We start from the raw sequence: 17,838 nt of genomic DNA on the forward strand, positions 1-17,838 counted from the left end.
CCCCGGGCCTTGGGGGAGGCCCGGGGCGCTGCCGTGTCGTGCGGGGGCGGGTCAGAGCTGCTCGTCCTCGGGCAGGGTGATCACCCAGCGGGAGTCCTGGCGGGGGCGCAGGTAGAACAGCCAGTACAGGGTGGCGGCGGCGGTGATGCCGCCGGTCCACAGCAGCGCCGGGACGGACTGCAGGTAGAGCACGTACGCGAGGAAGACGATCAGCAGCACCGGCAGCACGGGCCACAGCGGCTGGCGCCAGGCGGGGGTGTCCTTGTGCTTGGCGCCGCGGGAGAGCAGGGCGCCGACGGCGACCAGCAGGTACATCGCGGTGACCGCGACGCCGGTGATCTCGCTGAGCAGGCCGCTGGTGACGAAGCACAGCGCCGCGCCGGGCAGGCCGACCGCGAGGGTGGCGACCCAGGGCGCGTTGTAGCGGTTGAGGGTGGAGAACGCCTTGTTGACGGGTTCGGGCCAGGCCTTGTCACGGGCCGAGGCGAACAGCACCCGGGAGTTCTGGATGACCATCACGATGCCGGCGTTGATGATGGCCAGCGCGATGCAGAGGCTGATGAAGGTGCCGACCGCGGAGTTGCTCCAGGCGGCGACCATGCCGGACACGTCGCCGCCGGTCAGCGTCGCGAGGTCGGGGGCGCCGAGGGTGAGCGCGACGACCGGGACGAGGATGACGGCGACCGAGATGGCCAGCGTCCACAGCACCGTACGGGCGACGTTGCGGCGCGGGTTCTCCAGCTCCTCGGAGAGGTAGATCGCGGTGCTGAAGCCCTGGGTGACGAAGAGGCCGATGCCCATCGCGGTGAGGATGGCGGTCAGGCCGACGGTGCTGCTGCCGCCGCCGTCGGTGGCCACCACGCCGTGGAAGAGGCTGCCGACGCCGCGCTGGCTGTTGCTGAAGCCGAGGAAGGCGACCACGGCGGCCGCGATGACCTCCAGGACGAGGAAGACGCCGGTGATCCAGGCGTTGGCCCGCAGGTCCAGCAGGCCGGCGACGGTGGCCGCCAGCATCACGCCGACGCCGGCGAGCGACGGGTCGACGTTGACGATCGGCGCGAGGTACTCGGCCGTCCCGAGGGCGATGACCGAGGGGACGACGAGCACCACGATGAGCGACTGGATGAACACCAGCCAGCCCGCGAAGCGGCCCGCCAGGGTGCCGACGATGGCGTACTCGCCGCCGGCGCTCGGGATGAGGGTGCCCAGCTCGGAGTAGCAGAAGGCGACGGCGATACAGATGACCGCGACGACCGCGATGGTCAGGGCGGTGGCCGTGCCGAGGCTGGCGAAGAGATCCGGTACCAGGACGAACAGTGAGGACGCCGGGGTCACGCAGGACAGCGTGAGCAGCGTGCCGCCCACGACGCCGATCGAACGGGTGAGCTTCTTCGGGGCTCCGGTGGAACCCTCGGACGCCGTCTCGGGGGCTACGGCGAGTGGCGGGCGAAGCGTGTCGGTCATCTGGCTTCCGATCGGCTCTGTGCGGTGCTGGGGGAGGGAGCGGTATCGCCTCCGACGGCTGTCTCTGGGTGTGTGCTTCTGTCGCTCCCGGTTCGCCATGGAACCTCGTGCGTATTGATTGCGTCAATGGCGGTTCTGCTTCGGAATCCGTTGTCGCAACCCGCCTAAACATCAGATCTCATGATCACTTACGGTAATTGTCAACTTTGTCCGAGTTGTTAGGTTCACTGAATCCTGGTCGAATCAAAGGTGAACGCGGCATTACATGGGATGAATCGAAGGTTGCGTGCGTCACACATCGACCTCTGCCAGGTGGAGCAAGGTGAGCCCGGCCCGTCCCGGACGGGTGCGGGAACCGCAGCAGTGGCCCGGAAAGTGGTCGGTAACGTTTCGACCCGTGGACACGACAAGGGCCGGACCCCTCGGGGTCCGGCCCTTGTCGTCACTCTGTGCTACCGAACGTCGTGGTGTCGACGCCGCCTCACTGCGTGGGCAGCCAGCCCGTCTGCACCATCTGCCCGGCCGCGATCCGGCGCGAGACGAAGATGCCACGGCCCGGCGGCAGCGGCTGGGGCTTGACGGTGCCGAGCAGGGCGCCCTCGTCCTTGTTGCCGGACAGGATGATGCCCTGGCCGCCCAGCTCCTTCATCCGCTGCATGATCGGCTCGTACATCGAGCGGCTGGCGCCACCCGAACTGCGCGCGATGATGATGCGCAGGCCGATGTCGCGGGCGAACGGCAGGAACTCGGCGAGCGGCGCCATCGGGTTGCCCGACTGCGTCGCCACCAGTTCGTAGTCGTCCACGATCACGAACATGTCCTTGCCGCTGTACCAGCTGCGGTTGCGCAGCTGCTCGGCGGTCACGTCCGGGCCGGGCAGGCGGCGGGAGCAGGCGCCGCGGAGCATCTCCACGATGTTGGTCATCGCCGGGGCGGCCGCCGCGTACTCGACCAGGTACTCCGGCGGCACCGTGCCGAGCAGCGCGCGGCGGAAGTCGCCGACCACGATGCCGGCCTGCTCCGGGGTGTACCGCTCGGTGATCTGCTTGATCAGCATCCGCAGCATCGCGGACTTCCCCGACTCGCCGTCGCCGAAGACGATGAACAGCGGGTCGGTCTCGAAGTTGACGAAGGCCGGAGCCAGCTCCACCTCGTCGACGCCGAACGCCACACCCAGCTCCGGGTGCTCGAAGCCCTTGGGCAGCGCGTGGCCGTCCAGGACCTGCGGCAGCATCCGGACCTGCGGCGCGCGCGGGCCCGTCCAGGCGCTGTCGACGGCCTCGATCAGGCCGGTCACACCGTCCACCAGGTCCTCGGTGGACGAGGAGCCGTCCAGCCGGGGCAGACCCGACAGGAAGTGCAGCTTGCCCGCGGTCAGACCGCGGCCCGGCTGGCCCGCCGGGACGTTCTGGGCGATCTTGCGGTCGACCTCGGACTCCATCGCGTCACCGAGCCGCAGCTCGGTGCGGTTCTGCAGCAGGTCCTTGAGGGCCGGCCGCAGCTCCGCGTAGCGCGCGGCGGTGATCACCAGGTGGACGCCGTAGCCGAGGCCCCGCTGTGCGATGTCCCCGACGACGCCCTCCAGCGCCTCGAACTCCTGCTTGAAGGTGAGCCAGCCGTCGATGACCAGGAAGACGTCGCCGAACTGCTCGTCCGGCAGCTGGCCGGCCGCCCGGCGGGTGCGGTACGTGCCGATGGTGTCGATGCCGCGGGCCCGGAACAGCTCCTCACGGCGGTTCAGGACCCCGTGCACCTCGCTGACCATCCGGCGGACCTTCTCGGCGTCCAGCCGGCCCGCGCTGCCGCCGACGTGCGGCAGGCCCTGCAGGCTCTGGAAACCGCCGCCGCCGAAGTCCATCAGGTAGAACTGCACCTCGGACGGCGTGTGGGTGACCGCGAAGCCCGCCACCATGGTGCGCACCAGCGTCGACTTGCCGGAGCGCGGACCACCGACGATGAGACCGTGGCCGGCCGCACCCGAGTAGTCCTGGTAGAGCACGTCGCGGCGCTGGTCGCGCGGCTTGTCGACGATGCCGACCGGCACCACGAGCTGGCCGAGTGCGCCGAACTCCGGTGAGGTGAGGCCGCGTTCCGGGGTGACCTGGAGCGGCGGCACCAACTGGTCGATGCTGGGCGCGTCGTCGAGCGGCGGCAGCCACACCTGGTGGGCCGGCGGGCCCTGGCCGATCATCCGGCCGACGAAGGTGTCGAGGACGGTGTCGAGCAGCGAGTCGTCGACCTCCTCGACCTCCTGCACGACCTCCTCCACCACCGGCTCGACGACCGCGACCTCGGCCGCCGTGAACAGCACCGGCTTGGCGGTGACCACCCGGCCGCTGCTGGTGCGCTGCTGGCCGGGCGCCCGGTAGGGGCCGGACACGTACGCGGCACGGAAGCGCTCCATCACGTCGGAGCCGAACTTCAGGTAGCCGACGCCGGGGATGGGCGGCAGGTGGTACGCGTCCGGCACGCCGATCGCGGCCCGCGACTCGGCCGCCGAGAAGGTGCGCAGACCCAGCCGGTAGGAGAGGAAGGTGTCCAGACCGCGGAGCTTGCCCTCCTCCAGTCGCTGCGAGGCCAGCAGCATGTGCATACCGAGCGAACGGCCGATTCGACCGATCTGGATGAACAGGTCGATGAAGTCCGGCTTCGCGGTGAGGAGTTCGGAGAACTCGTCGATGATCAGCAGCAGCGAGGGCAGCGGGTCGAGGGCGGCGCCGGCCGCGCGGGCCCGCTCGTACTCGTTGATGTTGGCGTAGTTGCCCGCCGAGCGCAGCAGCTCCTGGCGGCGGTTCATCTCGCCCTCGATCGAGTCACGCATCCGGTCGATGAGGGTGGCCTCACCCTCCAGGTTGGTGATCACGGCCGCGGTGTGCGGCATCTCCGCCATGCCGGCGAAGGTCGCACCGCCCTTGAAGTCGGCGAGGACGAGGTTGAGGACCTCGGAGGAGTGGGTGACCGCCAGCGCCAGCACGAGGGTGCGCAGCACCTCGGACTTGCCGGAGCCGGTGGCGCCGACGCACATGCCGTGCGGGCCCATGCCTTCGAGCGAGGCCTCCTTGATGTCCAGCCAGACGTACTCGCCGTTGCTCCCGACGCCCAGCGGCACCCGGAGCTTCTCGCGCATCGGCCGGGCCCGCCAGTGCCGGGCGGGGTCGAAGGACCCCGGGTCACCGGTGTTCATCATCTCGGTGAAGTCCATGCTGAGCAGCGACGGGTCCAGGTCGTCGCCGCCGGCCGAGATCCGGAAGGGCGCGAGCTGGCGGGCCAGTGCCTCGGACTGCCAGGAGGACAGGACGTCCGGCTTGCCCGAGTACGAGGCACCGGAGGCGGACTCCAGCAGCAGCGTCTCCGGGGTGACGGTGACGATCAGGTGGCCGGTGGGCTCGTCCAGGTCGCCGGGGACGACCTCGATGATGGTGACGCCCTGCACGCCCTCGGCGCCGGCCAGGATCGACTCGGCCGGCACCGAGGCGCCGTCCATGATGACGATCAGGTGCGGCTGGTCCGGGCTGGGCACCGAGTCGCGGGTGAAGCGCTGGCGGCCGGTGAGTTCGTCCGCGAGCAGCTCCTCCAGCTCACCGAGGCCGGTGGCGATCAGGCGGCGCGAGCCGGCCCCGTCGTTGTCCTTGCGGTGCTGGGTGTGCGGCAGCCACTTCGTCCACTCCCACTCGTCCACCGCGCCCGGCGCGGCCGCGACGCCGACCATCAGGTCGTCCGGCGAGTGCAGTGTCGTCAACTGGGCGATCATCGCCCGCACGTTGCCGTACACGGTGTCCGGGTCCCCGCACACCGTGATGTGGTAGAACGCCCGCAGCGAGACCGCCAGCGGCAGGTCCTGCAGCGTCCCGTGGGACTTCAGGAAGGTGTGCATCGCGGCGGCGGCGAGCGGTTCCAGCTCGTCCATCGGCGCGGTCTGCGGCGCCACCAGCGGTGTCGACAGCTGCTGGGGCCCCCGCCCCAGTCTGATCTGCGCGAAGTCGGCGTCACTCGGCCTTCGCTCCCACAGCCGCCGTCCCTCGGCCACGATCGACCACAGCTGGTCGGGCTCCGGGTGCAGGAACAGCTGTGCGCCGCGCTGGCGGTCGGCCGTGCGGCGGACCTGACGGCGCATCTGCTGCAGGTACTTCAGGTAGTCCCGGCGTTCGTCCGTGGTCCCCGAGTTGCCGCCCTTGCGGGACTTGACGACCTGGGCGACCGCCATGCCGGCGGTCGAGGCGACCATCAGAACGCCCATGATCTTCATCGGGCCCTGGGCCCCGGGCGAGAAGAAGAACGCCGCCGAACCGCCCATACCGAGCAGCGGCAGCAGGTTCATCATCCAGTCCTCGCTGCCCGTCCTGGGCAGCTCGGGCGGAGTAACCAGCTCCACCGGCTCGTCCGGCACGGCGGGCGGGTAGGCCCTCGCCGGACGTTTGACGGTCACAACGCTCACAACAGCATCAGCCCTCACGCAACTGGATACGTACGGGTGAGGACGCCCCGTGTGATGACGCCGCCCCCGCTCCGCCGACCGCAGGCGCCACAGAGGGTGCGCTTCCCAACCCCCGTACGCCTTGCGCAGGGGCCGATCCTACTGGTCGCCCACGGACGCCCCGCGCCGGGGCGTCCCTGCGGGCCGGCCGGGTGCGTTCCTGTGACGCGGCGGCGGAGGAACTGTGCAGCCGGCCGCGGACAACTGCGCCGAAACCGGGCGAACGGCCCGGCCCCGCAACGGATCCGGCACGCACCGCCCCGTCAGGCAGGGCCGACACGCGGCGGGAGCGGACCGAGCGGTAGGGTAACGCCGCGCCAACTCTCGGCCGGATCGTGACAGTTCCGGACCGGCCGGGGCCGACGCAGCACGGGAGGTCGGCCGGGGCCCGGACGGGCGTCTGCCGGCGACGCACAGTCAACGACGCACAGTCAACGAGGGGGAGCGCTGGTGAGCGCCAACGCAACGACCGGATTCTGCCGGGTCACCGTTGTGGCACCGGACAGCCGGATCGATGTCGCACTGCCGGAGGACGTTCCGCTCGCGGACGTCTACCCCGAGGTGCTCCGGCTGTCCGGCCAGACCCAGCCGGACGGCGCGCCGACCGGGTTCCACCTGGTCCGCCGCGACGGGATCGTCCTCGACAGCGGCCTGCCACTGGCCGCCCAGCAGGTGCGCGACGGGGACCTGCTGAGCCTGCGTCCGTTCGGTGAGTCACTGCCGCCGGCCGTGTACGACGACGTCGCCGACGCCATCGCCACCGCCGTCGAGGCCGACCGCCGGTTCTGGAGCCCGGAGCTGATGCGGGCCTTCGGCCTGATCGGCGCCGGCGTCCTGCTGGCCCTGCTCGGCTTCGCCCTCTGGTTCTCCGACCTGCGCCACGACATGCACGGCCTGGCCGGGGTGCTCTCCGGCGTCACCGCCGTCGTGCTCACCGCCTTCGCCGGCGTCCGCGCCCGGGTCTACCAGGACGCCGACGCGGCGCTGGCCCTCGGCCTCGGCGCCCTGCCGCACGCCCTGATCGGCGGCAGCGGCGTCATCGCCGTCGCCAACCTCGGCGACGGCCCGGGCCGGCTGCAGTTCCTGGTCGGCTGCGTGTCCGTCCTGGTGGTGTCCGTCCTGCTGGTCGGCCTGCTGCCGGAGAAGGACTCGGTCTTCGTCGCCGCGGCCTTCCTGGCCACCGCGGGCACCCTCGCCACCTTCGCGGCCGTCCTGCTGCCCGGCACCCCGGCGAGCCACATCGCGGCCGTCACCGGTGTCGCGGCCGTCGCCGTCATCGGCTTCCTGCCGGCCCTGTCCGCCCGCTTCGCCCGGCTGCCCGTCGGCTTCAGCGCCCCCGGCCAGACCCGGACCCGCAGCCGCGACTACGAGGACGAGAGCACCCGCTCCGAGAGCGTCCAGTACGAGCGGATCGCCCAGCAGGCCCGCCGCGGCCACGAGGTGCTGGTCGGCCTGGTCGGCGGCTGCGCCGCGGTCATCGTCGGCGCCTGCACGGTGCTCGGCTTCACCGACGCGCTGTTCGCGCAGCTGCTCGCGCTCACCATCGGCATCTCGACGATGCTGCGGGCCCGGCTGTTCCGCTACACCGCGCAGGTCTTCAGCCTCACCATCGCGGGGCTGATCAGCCTGGCGCTGCTGATCCTGGGCCTGTCGCTGCACACCCCGCTGTTCATCATCAAGGCGACCAGCAGCACCGCGGTCGACCTGCGCACGATCTGGCTGGGTGCCTCGATCGGGCTCGGCGCGGCGATCCTGACCGCGATCGCCCTGGTCGTGCCGAAGCTCGGCGTCTCGCCGTTCTGGGGCCGCATCCTCGACATGGTGGACAGCCTGACGCTGATGGCCCTCGTGCCGCTGGCGCTCGCCGTGCTCGACGTCTACAACCTGGTGCGCGGCGCCACCGGCTGACCGCCGCCGGCGCCCCGCCCGCCCGGTGCCCGCCGCCGACCCGCTTCAGGGGCCGGCGGCGGGCACTGGTACGCTTGGCCATTGAGCGCAGCCGTGTGCCCGGGTCGACGACCCGGAGGCCCTGGCCGCGCCCGCTGTACGACACCGAGTCCTCTCAAGATTCCTGTGCCGTAGACCAGGATCACTCGGACCACCTTGAAGGAGTTGCTGTGGCTCTCGACGCCGCTGTCAAGAAGCAGATCTTCGCCGATTTCGGCCAGAAGGAGGGCGACACCGGCTCCCCCGAGGTCCAGGTCGCCATGCTTTCCCGCCGTATCTCGGACCTGACCGAGCACCTCAAGCTGCACAAGCACGACCACCACTCGCGTCGTGGCCTGCTGATCCTCGTCGGTCAGCGTCGTCGCCTGCTGCAGTACCTGGCCAAGAAGGACATCGAGCGTTTCCGTACGCTCGTCGACCGTCTGGGCATCCGCCGCGGTGCCGCCGGCGGCGCCCGCTAGGACCGCCGCTCGGGGCGGCTCCCCACACCGGGGAGCCGCCCTTTGCGCGTAAGTCCGGCCGCTCCGTGAGGACACGGAGAGCGGCCGGCACGGGTACCCGTCGCAACGGCGCCGGGTACCGGACAAGAACTCGCGGTCACCTCCCGGGGTGGCCGAGGATTGCACCGTAGGGTTATGGGCATGCCGGGTGATGGCGCAAACGGAGCGCCGCCCGGGCAGAGACCCGAACCCCACGCGGGACGAAGGCTTCAAACGGAAGCCGCCCGCATCCGGGAGAGCGTCCAGACGCGACCGCCGACCAGGCCTGGCAGCCGAGGCGCCGGTCCTCGGTAGTGGCCGCCGGGAGTCCCACGAGGGGACGACCCGGAGGCTTCGATCGAAGACCGGCCCGACTGCCTTCTCTGCGAAAGAGAGCCGGGGCCCTAGGCAGGCAAGCGCTGGGACGCTCTTCCGGAGAACGTACGAAAGAGGAGATCTTCCAGGTGGAAGAGAACGTGTTCTACGCCGAGGCCGTCATCGACAACGGTTCCTTCGGCACCCGTACCATCCGCTTCGAGACCGGCCGTCTGGCCCGTCAGGCCGCCGGCTCGGCCGTGGCCTACCTCGACGACGACACCATGGTGCTGTCGGCGACCAGCGCGTCCAAGCAGCCGAAGGAGCACTTCGACTTCTTCCCGCTGACCGTGGACGTCGAGGAGCGGATGTACGCCGCGGGCCGCATCCCCGGCTCGTTCTTCCGTCGTGAGGGCCGTCCGTCCGAGGACGCCATCCTCACCTGCCGTCTGATCGACCGCCCGCTGCGCCCGTCCTTCGTCAAGGGCCTGCGCAACGAGATCCAGGTCGTCGTCACCGTGATGGCGCTCAACCCCGACCACCTGTACGACGTGGTGGCCATCAACGCCGCCTCCGCGTCCACCCAGCTGGCCGGCCTGCCGTTCTCCGGTCCGATCGGCGGCGTCCGCGTCGCACTGATCAAGGGCCAGTGGGTGGCGTTCCCGACCCACAGCGAGCTGGAGGACGCCGTCTTCGACATGGTCGTCGCCGGCCGCACGCTGCCGGACGGCGATGTCGCGATCATGATGGTCGAGGCCGAGGCCACCGACAAGACCATCAAGCTGGTCGAGGGCGGCGCCGACGCGCCGACCGAGGACGTCGTCGCCGCCGGTCTGGACGCCGCGAAGCCGTTCATCAAGGTCCTGTGCGCCGCGCAGTCCCAGCTGGCCGCCCAGGCCGCCAAGCCGACCGGCGAGTTCCCGGTCTTCCTGGACTACCAGGAGGACGTGTTCGCCGCCCTGACCAACGCGGTCAAGGACGAGCTGGCCCAGGCGCTCACCATCGCCGGCAAGCAGGAGCGCAACAACGAGCTGGACCGCGTCAAGGCGATCGCCGCCGAGAAGCTCCTGCCGGAGTTCGAGGGCCGCGAGAAGGAGATCAGCGCCGCGTACAACGCGCTGACCAAGAAGGTCGTCCGCGAGCGCGTCATCAAGGACAAGGTCCGGATCGACGGCCGCGGCGTCACGGACATCCGTACGCTCGCCGCCGAGGTCGAGGCCATCCCGCGCGTGCACGGCTCGGCCCTGTTCGAGCGTGGCGAGACCCAGATCCTGGGCGTCACCACCCTCAACATGCTCCGCATGGAGCAGCAGCTCGACACGCTCTCCCCGGAGACGCGTCGCCGCTACATGCACAACTACAACTTCCCGCCGTACTCGGTCGGCGAGACCGGCCGCGTGGGCTCGCCCAAGCGCCGCGAGATCGGCCACGGCGCGCTGGCGGAGCGGGCGATCATCCCCGTGCTGCCGACCCGCGAGGAGTTCCCCTACGCGATCCGCCAGGTCTCCGAGGCGCTGAGCTCCAACGGCTCGACCTCGATGGGCTCGGTCTGCGCCTCCACCATGTCGCTGCTGAACGCCGGTGTGCCGCTCAAGGCCGCCGTCGCCGGTATCGCCATGGGCCTCATCTCGCAGGAGATCGACGGTGAGACGCACTACGTCGCGCTGACCGACATCCTGGGTGCCGAGGACGCGTACGGCGACATGGACTTCAAGGTCGCCGGTACCCGCAACTTCATCACCGCCCTCCAGCTCGACACCAAGCTGAACGGCATCCCGGCCTCCGTCCTCGCGGCTGCGCTCAAGCAGGCCAAGGACGCCCGTCTGCACATCCTCGATGTGATGAACGAGGCCATCGACGCGCCCGACGAGATGTCGCCGAACGCGCCGCGCATCATCACCATCAAGATCCCGGTGGACAAGATCGGCGAGGTCATCGGCCCGAAGGGCAAGATGATCAACCAGATCCAGGAGGACACCGGCGCGGACATCACCATCGAGGACGACGGCACCATCTACATCGGTGCCATCGACGGTCCCTCGGCGGAGGCTGCCCGTACGACGATCAACCAGATCGCCAACCCGACCATGCCGGAGGTCGGCGAGCGCTACCTGGGCACCGTGGTGAAGACCACGACGTTCGGCGCGTTCGTCTCGCTCATGCCGGGCAAGGACGGCCTGCTGCACATCTCGCAGATCCGCAAGCTCGCCGGTGGCAAGCGCGTGGAGAACGTCGAGGACGTGCTGGCCGTCGGCGCCAAGGTCCAGGTCGAGATCGCCGAGATCGACCCGCGCGGCAAGCTCTCGCTGATCCCCGTGGTCGAGGGCGAAGAGGGCGGCGAGGCCGCGTCCGAGTGACGCGTCCCTAGCGCACCCCGCGGCCCGCACGCCCCTTGAGGCGTGCGGGCCGCACCCTGTTGTTCCCTTGCATCTTTTCTCAACGGAGGTACCCCGTGGCCCAGGCCTCGGCGGCGAAGCAGCGCCCCGGCACCACCCGCACCCTGCTCAAGGGCACCGACGGAGCCGGCACGGTACGCCGTACCGTCCTCCCCGGCGGCCTGCGAGTCGTCACCGAGACCCTGCCGACGGTGCGCTCGGCGACCTTCGGCATCTGGGTCGGCGTCGGCTCCCGGGACGAGACCCCGGTGCTGAACGGTGCCACCCACTACCTGGAGCACCTGCTCTTCAAGGGCACCGAGCGGCGCAGCGCGCTGGACATCTCGGCGACCCTGGACGCGGTCGGCGGCGAGATGAACGCCTTCACCGCGAAGGAGAACACCTGCTACTACGCGCGGGTGCTCGACACCGACCTGCCGCTCGCCATCGACGTGGTCTGCGACATGCTCACCGGCTCGCTGATCCGCCCCGAGGACGTGGACGCCGAGCGCGGCGTCATCCTGGAGGAGATGGCGATGGCCGAGGACGACCCGGGCGACGTCGTGCACGACCTCTTCGCCAAGGTCATCTACGGCAGCGGCCCGCTGGCCCGCCCGATCCTCGGCACCCAGGAGACGGTGAACAACCTCACCCGCGACCAGATCGCCGGGTTCTTCCACCGCCGCTACAAGCCCGAGAACCTGGTCGTCGCCGCCGCCGGCAACCTGGACCACCGCAAGGTCGTCAAGCAGGTCGAGCAGGCCTTCGCCGCGATCCTCGCCAAGTCGGACGCGGTCCCCGCCGAGGTCCGCCGCGGCGCCAAGACGGTGCGCACGGCCGGCCAGGTCGAGGTGCTCAACCGCCCCACCGAGCAGGCCCACCTCGTCCTCGGCGTGCCCGGCGTGCCCCGGCACGACGAGCGCCGCTGGGCCCTCGGCGTGCTCAACGCCGTGCTCGGCGGCGGCATGAGCTCGCGCCTCTTCCAGGAGGTCCGGGAGAAGCGCGGACTGGCGTACTCGGTCTACTCCTACTCCTCCTCGTACTCCGACAGCGGCCTCTTCGGCATCTACGCCGGCTGCCAGCCCAAGCGGGTCGAGGAGGTGCTCAAGATCTGCCGCGAGGAGCTCGCCAAGGTCGTCGAGGAGGGCATCACCGAGGAGGAGCTGCGCCGCGCGATCGGCCAGATCTCCGGCTCCACCGTGCTCGGCATGGAGGACACCGGCTCGCTGATGAACCGCATCGGCAAGGCCGAGCTCAGCTACGGCCACCACCTGTCGGTCGACGAGATGCTCGCCAGGATCGCGGCGGTCACCCTGGAGGACGTCCACGCGGTCGCCCGCGAGGTGCTGGGCGCCCACCGGCCCTCGCTCGCCCTGATCGGCCCGGTCACCGCCAAGCGGGCCGACAAGCTCGCCGCCCTGCTGGCCTGAGCCGTCCCTGTACCGTGCTGCCCGTTGGTACTGCCCGCCTGAGAGGACTACTGAGATGACGCTGCGCGTAGCCGTGATCGGTGCCACCGGCCGGATCGGCTCCGAGGCCGTGAAGGCGGTCGAGGCCGCCCCCGACCTCGAACTGGTCGCCGCCCTGGACAGCAAGGCCAAGTTGGAGACGCTGACCGAGGCGGGCGCCGACGTAGCCGTCGAGCTGACCCACCCCGACGCGGTGATGGCCAACCTCGACTACTGCCTGCACAACGGCATCCACGTGGTCACCGGCACCACCGGCTGGACGGACGAGCGGCTCGCCACCGTCCGCGGCTGGCTCGGCGAGGCCCCGCAGACCGGTCTGCTGATCGCGCCGAACTTCTCCATCGGCGCCGTCCTGAGCATGCAGTTCGCCCAGCAGGCCGCGAAGTACTTCGAGACCGTCGAGGTCGTCGAGCTGCACCACAACAACAAGGCCGACGCCCCGTCCGGCACCGCGACCCGCACCGCGCAGCTGATCGCCGCCGCCCGCGACGCCGCCGGCCTGCCCCGCCAGTCGGACCCGACCACGCACGGCCTCGACGGCGCCCGCGGCGCGGACGTGGACGGCGTGCCGGTGCACTCCGTCCGCCTGCGCGGCCTGCTGGCCCACCAGGAGGTGCTGCTCGGCGACAGCGGCGAGACGTTGACCATCCGGCACGACTCGCTGCACCACAGCTGCTTCATGCCGGGCATCCTGCTCGGCGTGCGCAGGGTGGTGCAGACCCCCGGGCTGACCCTCGGCCTCGAACACTTCCTGGACCTGTGAGCCCCGAATGACCTCCCGTACCGGTTTCTTCCTGCTCTCCGCCGTCCTGCTGTTCGTCGCCGTGCTCTGCGTCTTCGAGGGCGGCCAGCTGATCGCCACCGGCAAGCCGCTGGGCATCGGCATGGGCCTGTGCGCGTTCGTCATCCCGGTGATCGGGGTGTGGTTCCTGCGCCAGACCGTCCGCTTCGGCCGGGCCAGCGAGCGGATGGCCCGCGAGCTGGAGGCCGAGGGCGGCCTGCCGGTGGACGAGCTGCGCCGCACCGCGGGCGGCCGGATCGACCGGGACTCGGCGGACGAGGTGTTCGCCCGCCGCCAGGAGGAGGCCGAGGCCGCCCCGGGGGACTGGCGGGTGTGGTTCCGCCTGGCCGTCGCGTACGCGGACGCCGGCGACACCCCGCGGGCCCGGAAGACCATGCAGCACGCCATCCGCCTGCACGCCTCGTCGGCCGCCGCCCCGGTCGCGGGCTAGGCTGGCGGCCGTCACCGAGCAGTACCGTCTTATCCTCTGGAGGATTCTCGCGTGAGCGACGAAGTGGGAGTGGTCCCGCAGTTCCGCAGCGACGTCGGGGTGGAGCTGGTCCGCAGCGCCGCGACCGATTCGGACGTCATCTGGGCGGCCCGGGTCTCGACGGCGGGGGAGCAGTCCCTGGAAGCGCTCCGGCAGGACCCGGAGAAGTCCCGGGGCCTGATCAACTACCTGATGCGCGACCGCCACGGCACGCCGTTCGAGCACAACTCGATGACCTTCTTCATCACGGCGCCGATCTTCGTGTTCCGCGAGTTCCACCGGCACCGCAGCGGATGGTCCTACAACGAGGAGTCCGGCCGCTACCGCGAGCTGCAGCCGGTCTTCTACGTGCCGAACGAGGAGCGCAGGCTCGTCCAGCAGGGCCGCCCCGGCAAGTACGAGTTCGTCGAGGGCACCGAGAAGCAGCACGCGGTGGTCACCGAGCAGATGGCGGCCTCCTACCAGGCCTCCTACCGCGCGTACCAGGAGATGCTGGAGGCGGGCGTGGCCCGCGAGGTGGCCCGTGCGGTGCTGCCGGTCGGCCTGTTCTCCTCGATGTACGCGACCTGCAACGCGCGCTCGCTGATGCACTTCCTGTCGCTGCGGACGAAGGACGAGCGGGCCACCGTGCCGTCGTTCCCGCAGCGTGAGATCGAGATGGTCGCGGAGCAGATGGAGGCGCAGTGGGCCGAGCTCATGCCGCTCACCCATGCGGCCTTCAACGCACACGGCCGGGTCGCGCCCTGACCTGCGCCGATAGGCATATGGACGGATTGTGAAGCATGTCCGGATTGCGGCTTTTCTAGCCGCTACCTAGGCTCAGGACACGGATTCCGGTGCTGCTTGAACCCCCGAGCAAGCAGCACCGGAATCCCATCCCCGGCCCGGAACCGGACGGCCCGGCGATCGTCACACATGTGTCACACCTGTCCGAACCCTGGACCGGCATGGGTACCCCCCTGCCGCCTACGAGTAGTTTTGGACGCATGGCTCCGACCTCCACCCCCCAGACACCCTTCGGCCGGGTCCTGACCGCGATGGTGACCCCGTTCACCGCCGACGGCGGTCTCGACCTCGACGGCGCGCAGCGCCTCGCCGCGCACCTCGTCGACTCCGGCAACGACGGCCTCGTCGTCAACGGCACCACCGGCGAGTCGCCGACCACCAGCGACGCCGAGAAGGCCCAGCTGGTACGCGCCGTCGTGGAGGCGGTAGGGGACCGGGCCCACGTGGTCGCCGGCGTCGGCACCAACGACACCCGCCACAGCGCCGAACTGGCCCGCCAGGCCGAAGCGGCCGGCGCCCACGGCCTGCTGGTCGTGACCCCGTACTACAGCAAGCCCCCGCAGGAGGGGCTCTACCAGCACACCGTGCACATCGCGGACGCCACCGGACTCCCGGTGATGCTCTACGACATCCCCGGGCGCAGCGGCGTCGCGCTGAGCCACGAGACGCTGGTCCGGCTCGGCGAGCACCCGCGGATCGTCGCCAACAAGGACGCCAAGGGCGACCTGGGCGCGGCCTCCTGGGCGATCGCGCGCTCCGGGCTGGCCTGGTACTCGGGTGACGACATCCTGAACCTCCCGCTGCTCTCGGTCGGCGCGGTCGGCCTGGTCAGCGTGGTGGGCCACGTGGTCGCCCCGGAGCTGCGGGCCATGGTGGACGCCTTCGTCGCCGGCGACATCGCCAAGGCCACCGCCGTCCACCAGAGCCTGCTGCCGGTCTTCACCGGAATGTTCCGCACCCAGGGCGTCATTCTCAGCAAGGCCGCACTCAACCTCCAGGGACTGCCGGCGGGGCCGCTGCGGCTTCCGCTGATCGCGGCGACTCCGGAGGAGATTGCGCGATTGAAGGAGGATCTCGCCGCCGGCGGGGTACACCTGTAGCAGACACAGACGTGCGCGCCCCGGCTCGCCGAGTCCCCGCGGACTCGCCGCTGAACCGGAAGACGGCGCGAGAGCACCAAAGCCTAGGTAAGTAGGAAACCGACACTGAGTACGCGCGCCATATGTCCCCAGGGGGAGGACCCCGGGCATATGGCGTGCGTCGTAAGGAGAGTCTTTTGAGCCACCCGCACCCCGAACTCGGCGCGCCCCCCGCACTGAAGCAGGGCGCCCTGCGTGTCACCCCGCTCGGCGGCCTGGGTGAGATCGGCCGCAACATGACGGTGCTGGAGTACGGCGGCCGCCTGCTCATCATCGACTGCGGCGTGCTCTTCCCCGAGGCCGAGCAGCCCGGCGTGGACCTGATCCTGCCGGACTTCAGCTCGATCCGGGACCGCCTCGACAAGATCGACGGCATCGTCCTGACCCACGGGCACGAGGACCACATCGGCGCCGTCCCGTTCCTCCTCCGGGAGAACCCGGACATCCCGCTGATCGGCTCCAAGCTCACCCTCGCCCTGATCGAGGCCAAGCTCGCCGAGCACCGGATCCGCCCGTACGTGCTGGAGGTCAAGGAGGGCGAGCGCGAGCGCATCGGCCCCTTCGACTGCGAGTTCATCGCGGTCAACCACTCCATCCCCGACGCCCTGGCCGTCGCCGTCCGCACCCCCGCGGGCATGGTCGTCGCCACCGGCGACTTCAAGATGGACCAGCTGCCGCTCGACGGCCGCCTCACCGACCTGCCGGCCTTCGCCAAGCTGGCGGAGGAGGGCATCGACCTCCTGCTGGTGGACTCCACCAACGCCGAGGTCCCCGGCTTCATCCCGCACGAGCGCGACATCTCGGCCGCCCTGCGGACCGTCTTCGCGAACGCCGACAAGCGCATCATCGTCGCCTCGTTCGCCAGCCACGTGCACCGCATCCAGCAGGTGCTGGACGCCGCGCACGAGTACAAGCGCAAGGTCGCCTTCGTCGGCCGCTCGATGGTCCGCAACATGGGCATCGCCCGCGACCTGGGCTACCTGAAGGTCCCGGGCAACCTGATCGTCGACGTGAAGACGCTGGACGACCTCCCGGACAAGAACGTCGTGCTGGTCTGCACCGGCTCCCAGGGCGAGCCGATGGCGGCCCTCTCCCGGATGGCCAACCGCGACCACCAGATCCGGATCGTCGAGGGCGACACCGTGATCATGGCCTCCTCGCTCATCCCGGGCAACGAGACCGCGATCTACCGTGTGATCAACGGCCTGACCCGCTGGGGCGCCAACGTCGTCCACAAGGGCAACGCCAAGGTGCACGTCTCCGGCCACGCCTCGGCCGGCGAACTGCTGTACTTCTTCAACATCTGCAAGCCGAAGAACCTGATGCCGGTCCACGGCGAGTGGCGCCACCTGCGGGCCTGCGCCGACCTGGGCATCAAGACCGGCATCCCGAAGGAGCGCACGGTCATCGCCGAGGACGGCGTGGTGGTCGACCTGGAGAAGGGCGTCGCCAAGATCGTCGGCAAGGTCCAGGCGGGGTACGTCTACGTCGACGGCTCCTCCGTCGGCGACATCACCGAGGCCTCCCTGAAGGACCGCCGGATCCTCGGCGAGGAGGGCTTCATCTCGGTCTTCGTCGTGGTGGACTCCAGCAGCGGCAAGATCGTGAGCGGTCCGACCATCCAGGCCCGCGGCTCCGGCATCGACGACAGCGCATTCGTGCCGGTCGTCGCCAAGCTGCAGGAAGGCCTGTCGCGTTCGGCCAACGACGGCGTCCTCGAGGTCCGTCAGATCCAGCAGCTCGTGCGCCGCATCATCGGCAAGTGGGTGGCGGACAACTACCGCCGCCGGCCGATGATCATCCCGGTCGTCGTCGAGGTCTGACCCGGTTTGACCTGGGGCGGCCCGGAGCGTAATGTTCTCCGGGTTGCCCCAGTGGCAATCGGCTTCTTCCGACTCGGAATCGAGAAGGAAAAGCAGCCCGAGAAACTCTGGTAGAGTTCGGGAGCGCCGAAAGGCCAAAGGAAAGCAAATCAGATAAACGAAACTCCGGAAAACGGAGCGGAAAACGTCTGGTAAGCTGGAAACACGAAAGAACGAAGCGCCCGGAGAGACCGTGAGAGCGGCTCGAAGGAAGTGTCCGTTCCTTGAGAACTCAACAGCGTGCCAAAAGTCAACGC

At 70.1% G+C, this 17,838-nt stretch carries 11 protein-coding genes; 9 read left to right on the forward strand and 2 right to left on the reverse strand.

Going from position 1 to position 17,838, the window contains the following annotated elements; all coding sequences use genetic code 11:
- Nucleotides 1–51 precede the first annotated feature (51 nt).
- Together ACFUK0_RS35290 and eccCa are read right to left on the reverse strand one after the other, a co-directional pair.
- Nucleotides 52–1,464, reverse strand: coding sequence for an APC family permease (locus tag ACFUK0_RS35290; protein WP_380257235.1), 1,413 nt, complete (start codon nt 1,462–1,464; stop codon nt 52–54).
- A 481-nt stretch (nt 1,465–1,945) separates the two neighbouring features.
- Complete coding sequence (eccCa, locus tag ACFUK0_RS35295; RefSeq protein WP_380257237.1) at nt 1,946–5,899, reverse strand: type VII secretion protein EccCa; 3,954 nt, start codon at nt 5,897–5,899, stop codon at nt 1,946–1,948.
- A gap of 489 nt (nt 5,900–6,388) precedes the next feature.
- On the opposite strand from eccCa, the gene eccD reads away from it, so the two are divergent.
- From eccD to ACFUK0_RS35340, 9 genes are all read left to right on the forward strand, one after another.
- Nucleotides 6,389–7,846 carry a type VII secretion integral membrane protein EccD gene (gene eccD, locus ACFUK0_RS35300; protein WP_380257239.1) on the forward strand — a complete coding sequence of 486 codons (1,458 nt, stop codon included), beginning with the start codon at nt 6,389–6,391 and terminating at the stop codon, nt 7,844–7,846.
- 209 nt (nt 7,847–8,055) lie between these two features.
- Nucleotides 8,056–8,346, forward strand: coding sequence for a 30S ribosomal protein S15 (gene rpsO, locus ACFUK0_RS35305; RefSeq protein WP_371481479.1), 291 nt, complete (start codon nt 8,056–8,058; stop codon nt 8,344–8,346).
- A 482-nt stretch (nt 8,347–8,828) separates the two neighbouring features.
- A complete protein-coding gene (locus ACFUK0_RS35310; RefSeq protein WP_380257242.1) occupies nt 8,829–11,036 on the forward strand; it encodes a polyribonucleotide nucleotidyltransferase in 2,208 nt (735 codons plus the stop codon).
- 95 nt (nt 11,037–11,131) lie between these two features.
- Nucleotides 11,132–12,484, forward strand: coding sequence for a M16 family metallopeptidase (locus ACFUK0_RS35315; RefSeq protein ID WP_380257244.1), 1,353 nt, complete (start codon nt 11,132–11,134; stop codon nt 12,482–12,484).
- 55 nt (nt 12,485–12,539) lie between these two features.
- Complete coding sequence (gene dapB, locus ACFUK0_RS35320; protein WP_380257246.1) at nt 12,540–13,286, forward strand: 4-hydroxy-tetrahydrodipicolinate reductase; 747 nt, start codon at nt 12,540–12,542, stop codon at nt 13,284–13,286.
- Between the two features lie 7 nt (nt 13,287–13,293).
- The gene (locus ACFUK0_RS35325) at nt 13,294–13,755 is read left to right on the forward strand and encodes a hypothetical protein (RefSeq protein WP_380257248.1); all 462 of its coding nucleotides are present in this window, start codon (nt 13,294–13,296) and stop codon (nt 13,753–13,755) included.
- Between the two features lie 51 nt (nt 13,756–13,806).
- Nucleotides 13,807–14,541, forward strand: coding sequence for an FAD-dependent thymidylate synthase (thyX, locus tag ACFUK0_RS35330; protein WP_380257250.1), 735 nt, complete (start codon nt 13,807–13,809; stop codon nt 14,539–14,541).
- 239 nt (nt 14,542–14,780) lie between these two features.
- Nucleotides 14,781–15,680: a 4-hydroxy-tetrahydrodipicolinate synthase gene (gene dapA / locus ACFUK0_RS35335; RefSeq protein ID WP_380257252.1), complete on the forward strand. Its 900-nt coding sequence runs from the start codon at nt 14,781–14,783 to the stop codon at nt 15,678–15,680.
- 176 nt (nt 15,681–15,856) lie between these two features.
- Nucleotides 15,857–17,542, forward strand: coding sequence for a ribonuclease J (locus ACFUK0_RS35340; protein WP_380257254.1), 1,686 nt, complete (start codon nt 15,857–15,859; stop codon nt 17,540–17,542).
- Nucleotides 17,543–17,838 lie beyond the last annotated feature (296 nt).

Source organism: Kitasatospora sp. NPDC057223 (assembly GCF_042669755.1).
Classification (GTDB): domain Bacteria; phylum Actinomycetota; class Actinomycetes; order Streptomycetales; family Streptomycetaceae; genus Kitasatospora.

Excerpts from the sequence above, each read along its gene's own strand:
- ACFUK0_RS35290 (WP_380257235.1), bottom strand. The coding sequence starts at position 1,464 with ATGACCGACACGCTTCGCCCGCCACTCGCCGTAGCCCCCGAGACGGCG.
- dapB (WP_380257246.1), top strand. The coding sequence starts at position 12,540 with ATGACGCTGCGCGTAGCCGTGATCGGTGCCACCGGCCGGATCGGCTCC.
- ACFUK0_RS35325 (WP_380257248.1), top strand. The coding sequence starts at position 13,294 with ATGACCTCCCGTACCGGTTTCTTCCTGCTCTCCGCCGTCCTGCTGTTC.
- dapA (WP_380257252.1), top strand. The coding sequence starts at position 14,781 with ATGGCTCCGACCTCCACCCCCCAGACACCCTTCGGCCGGGTCCTGACC.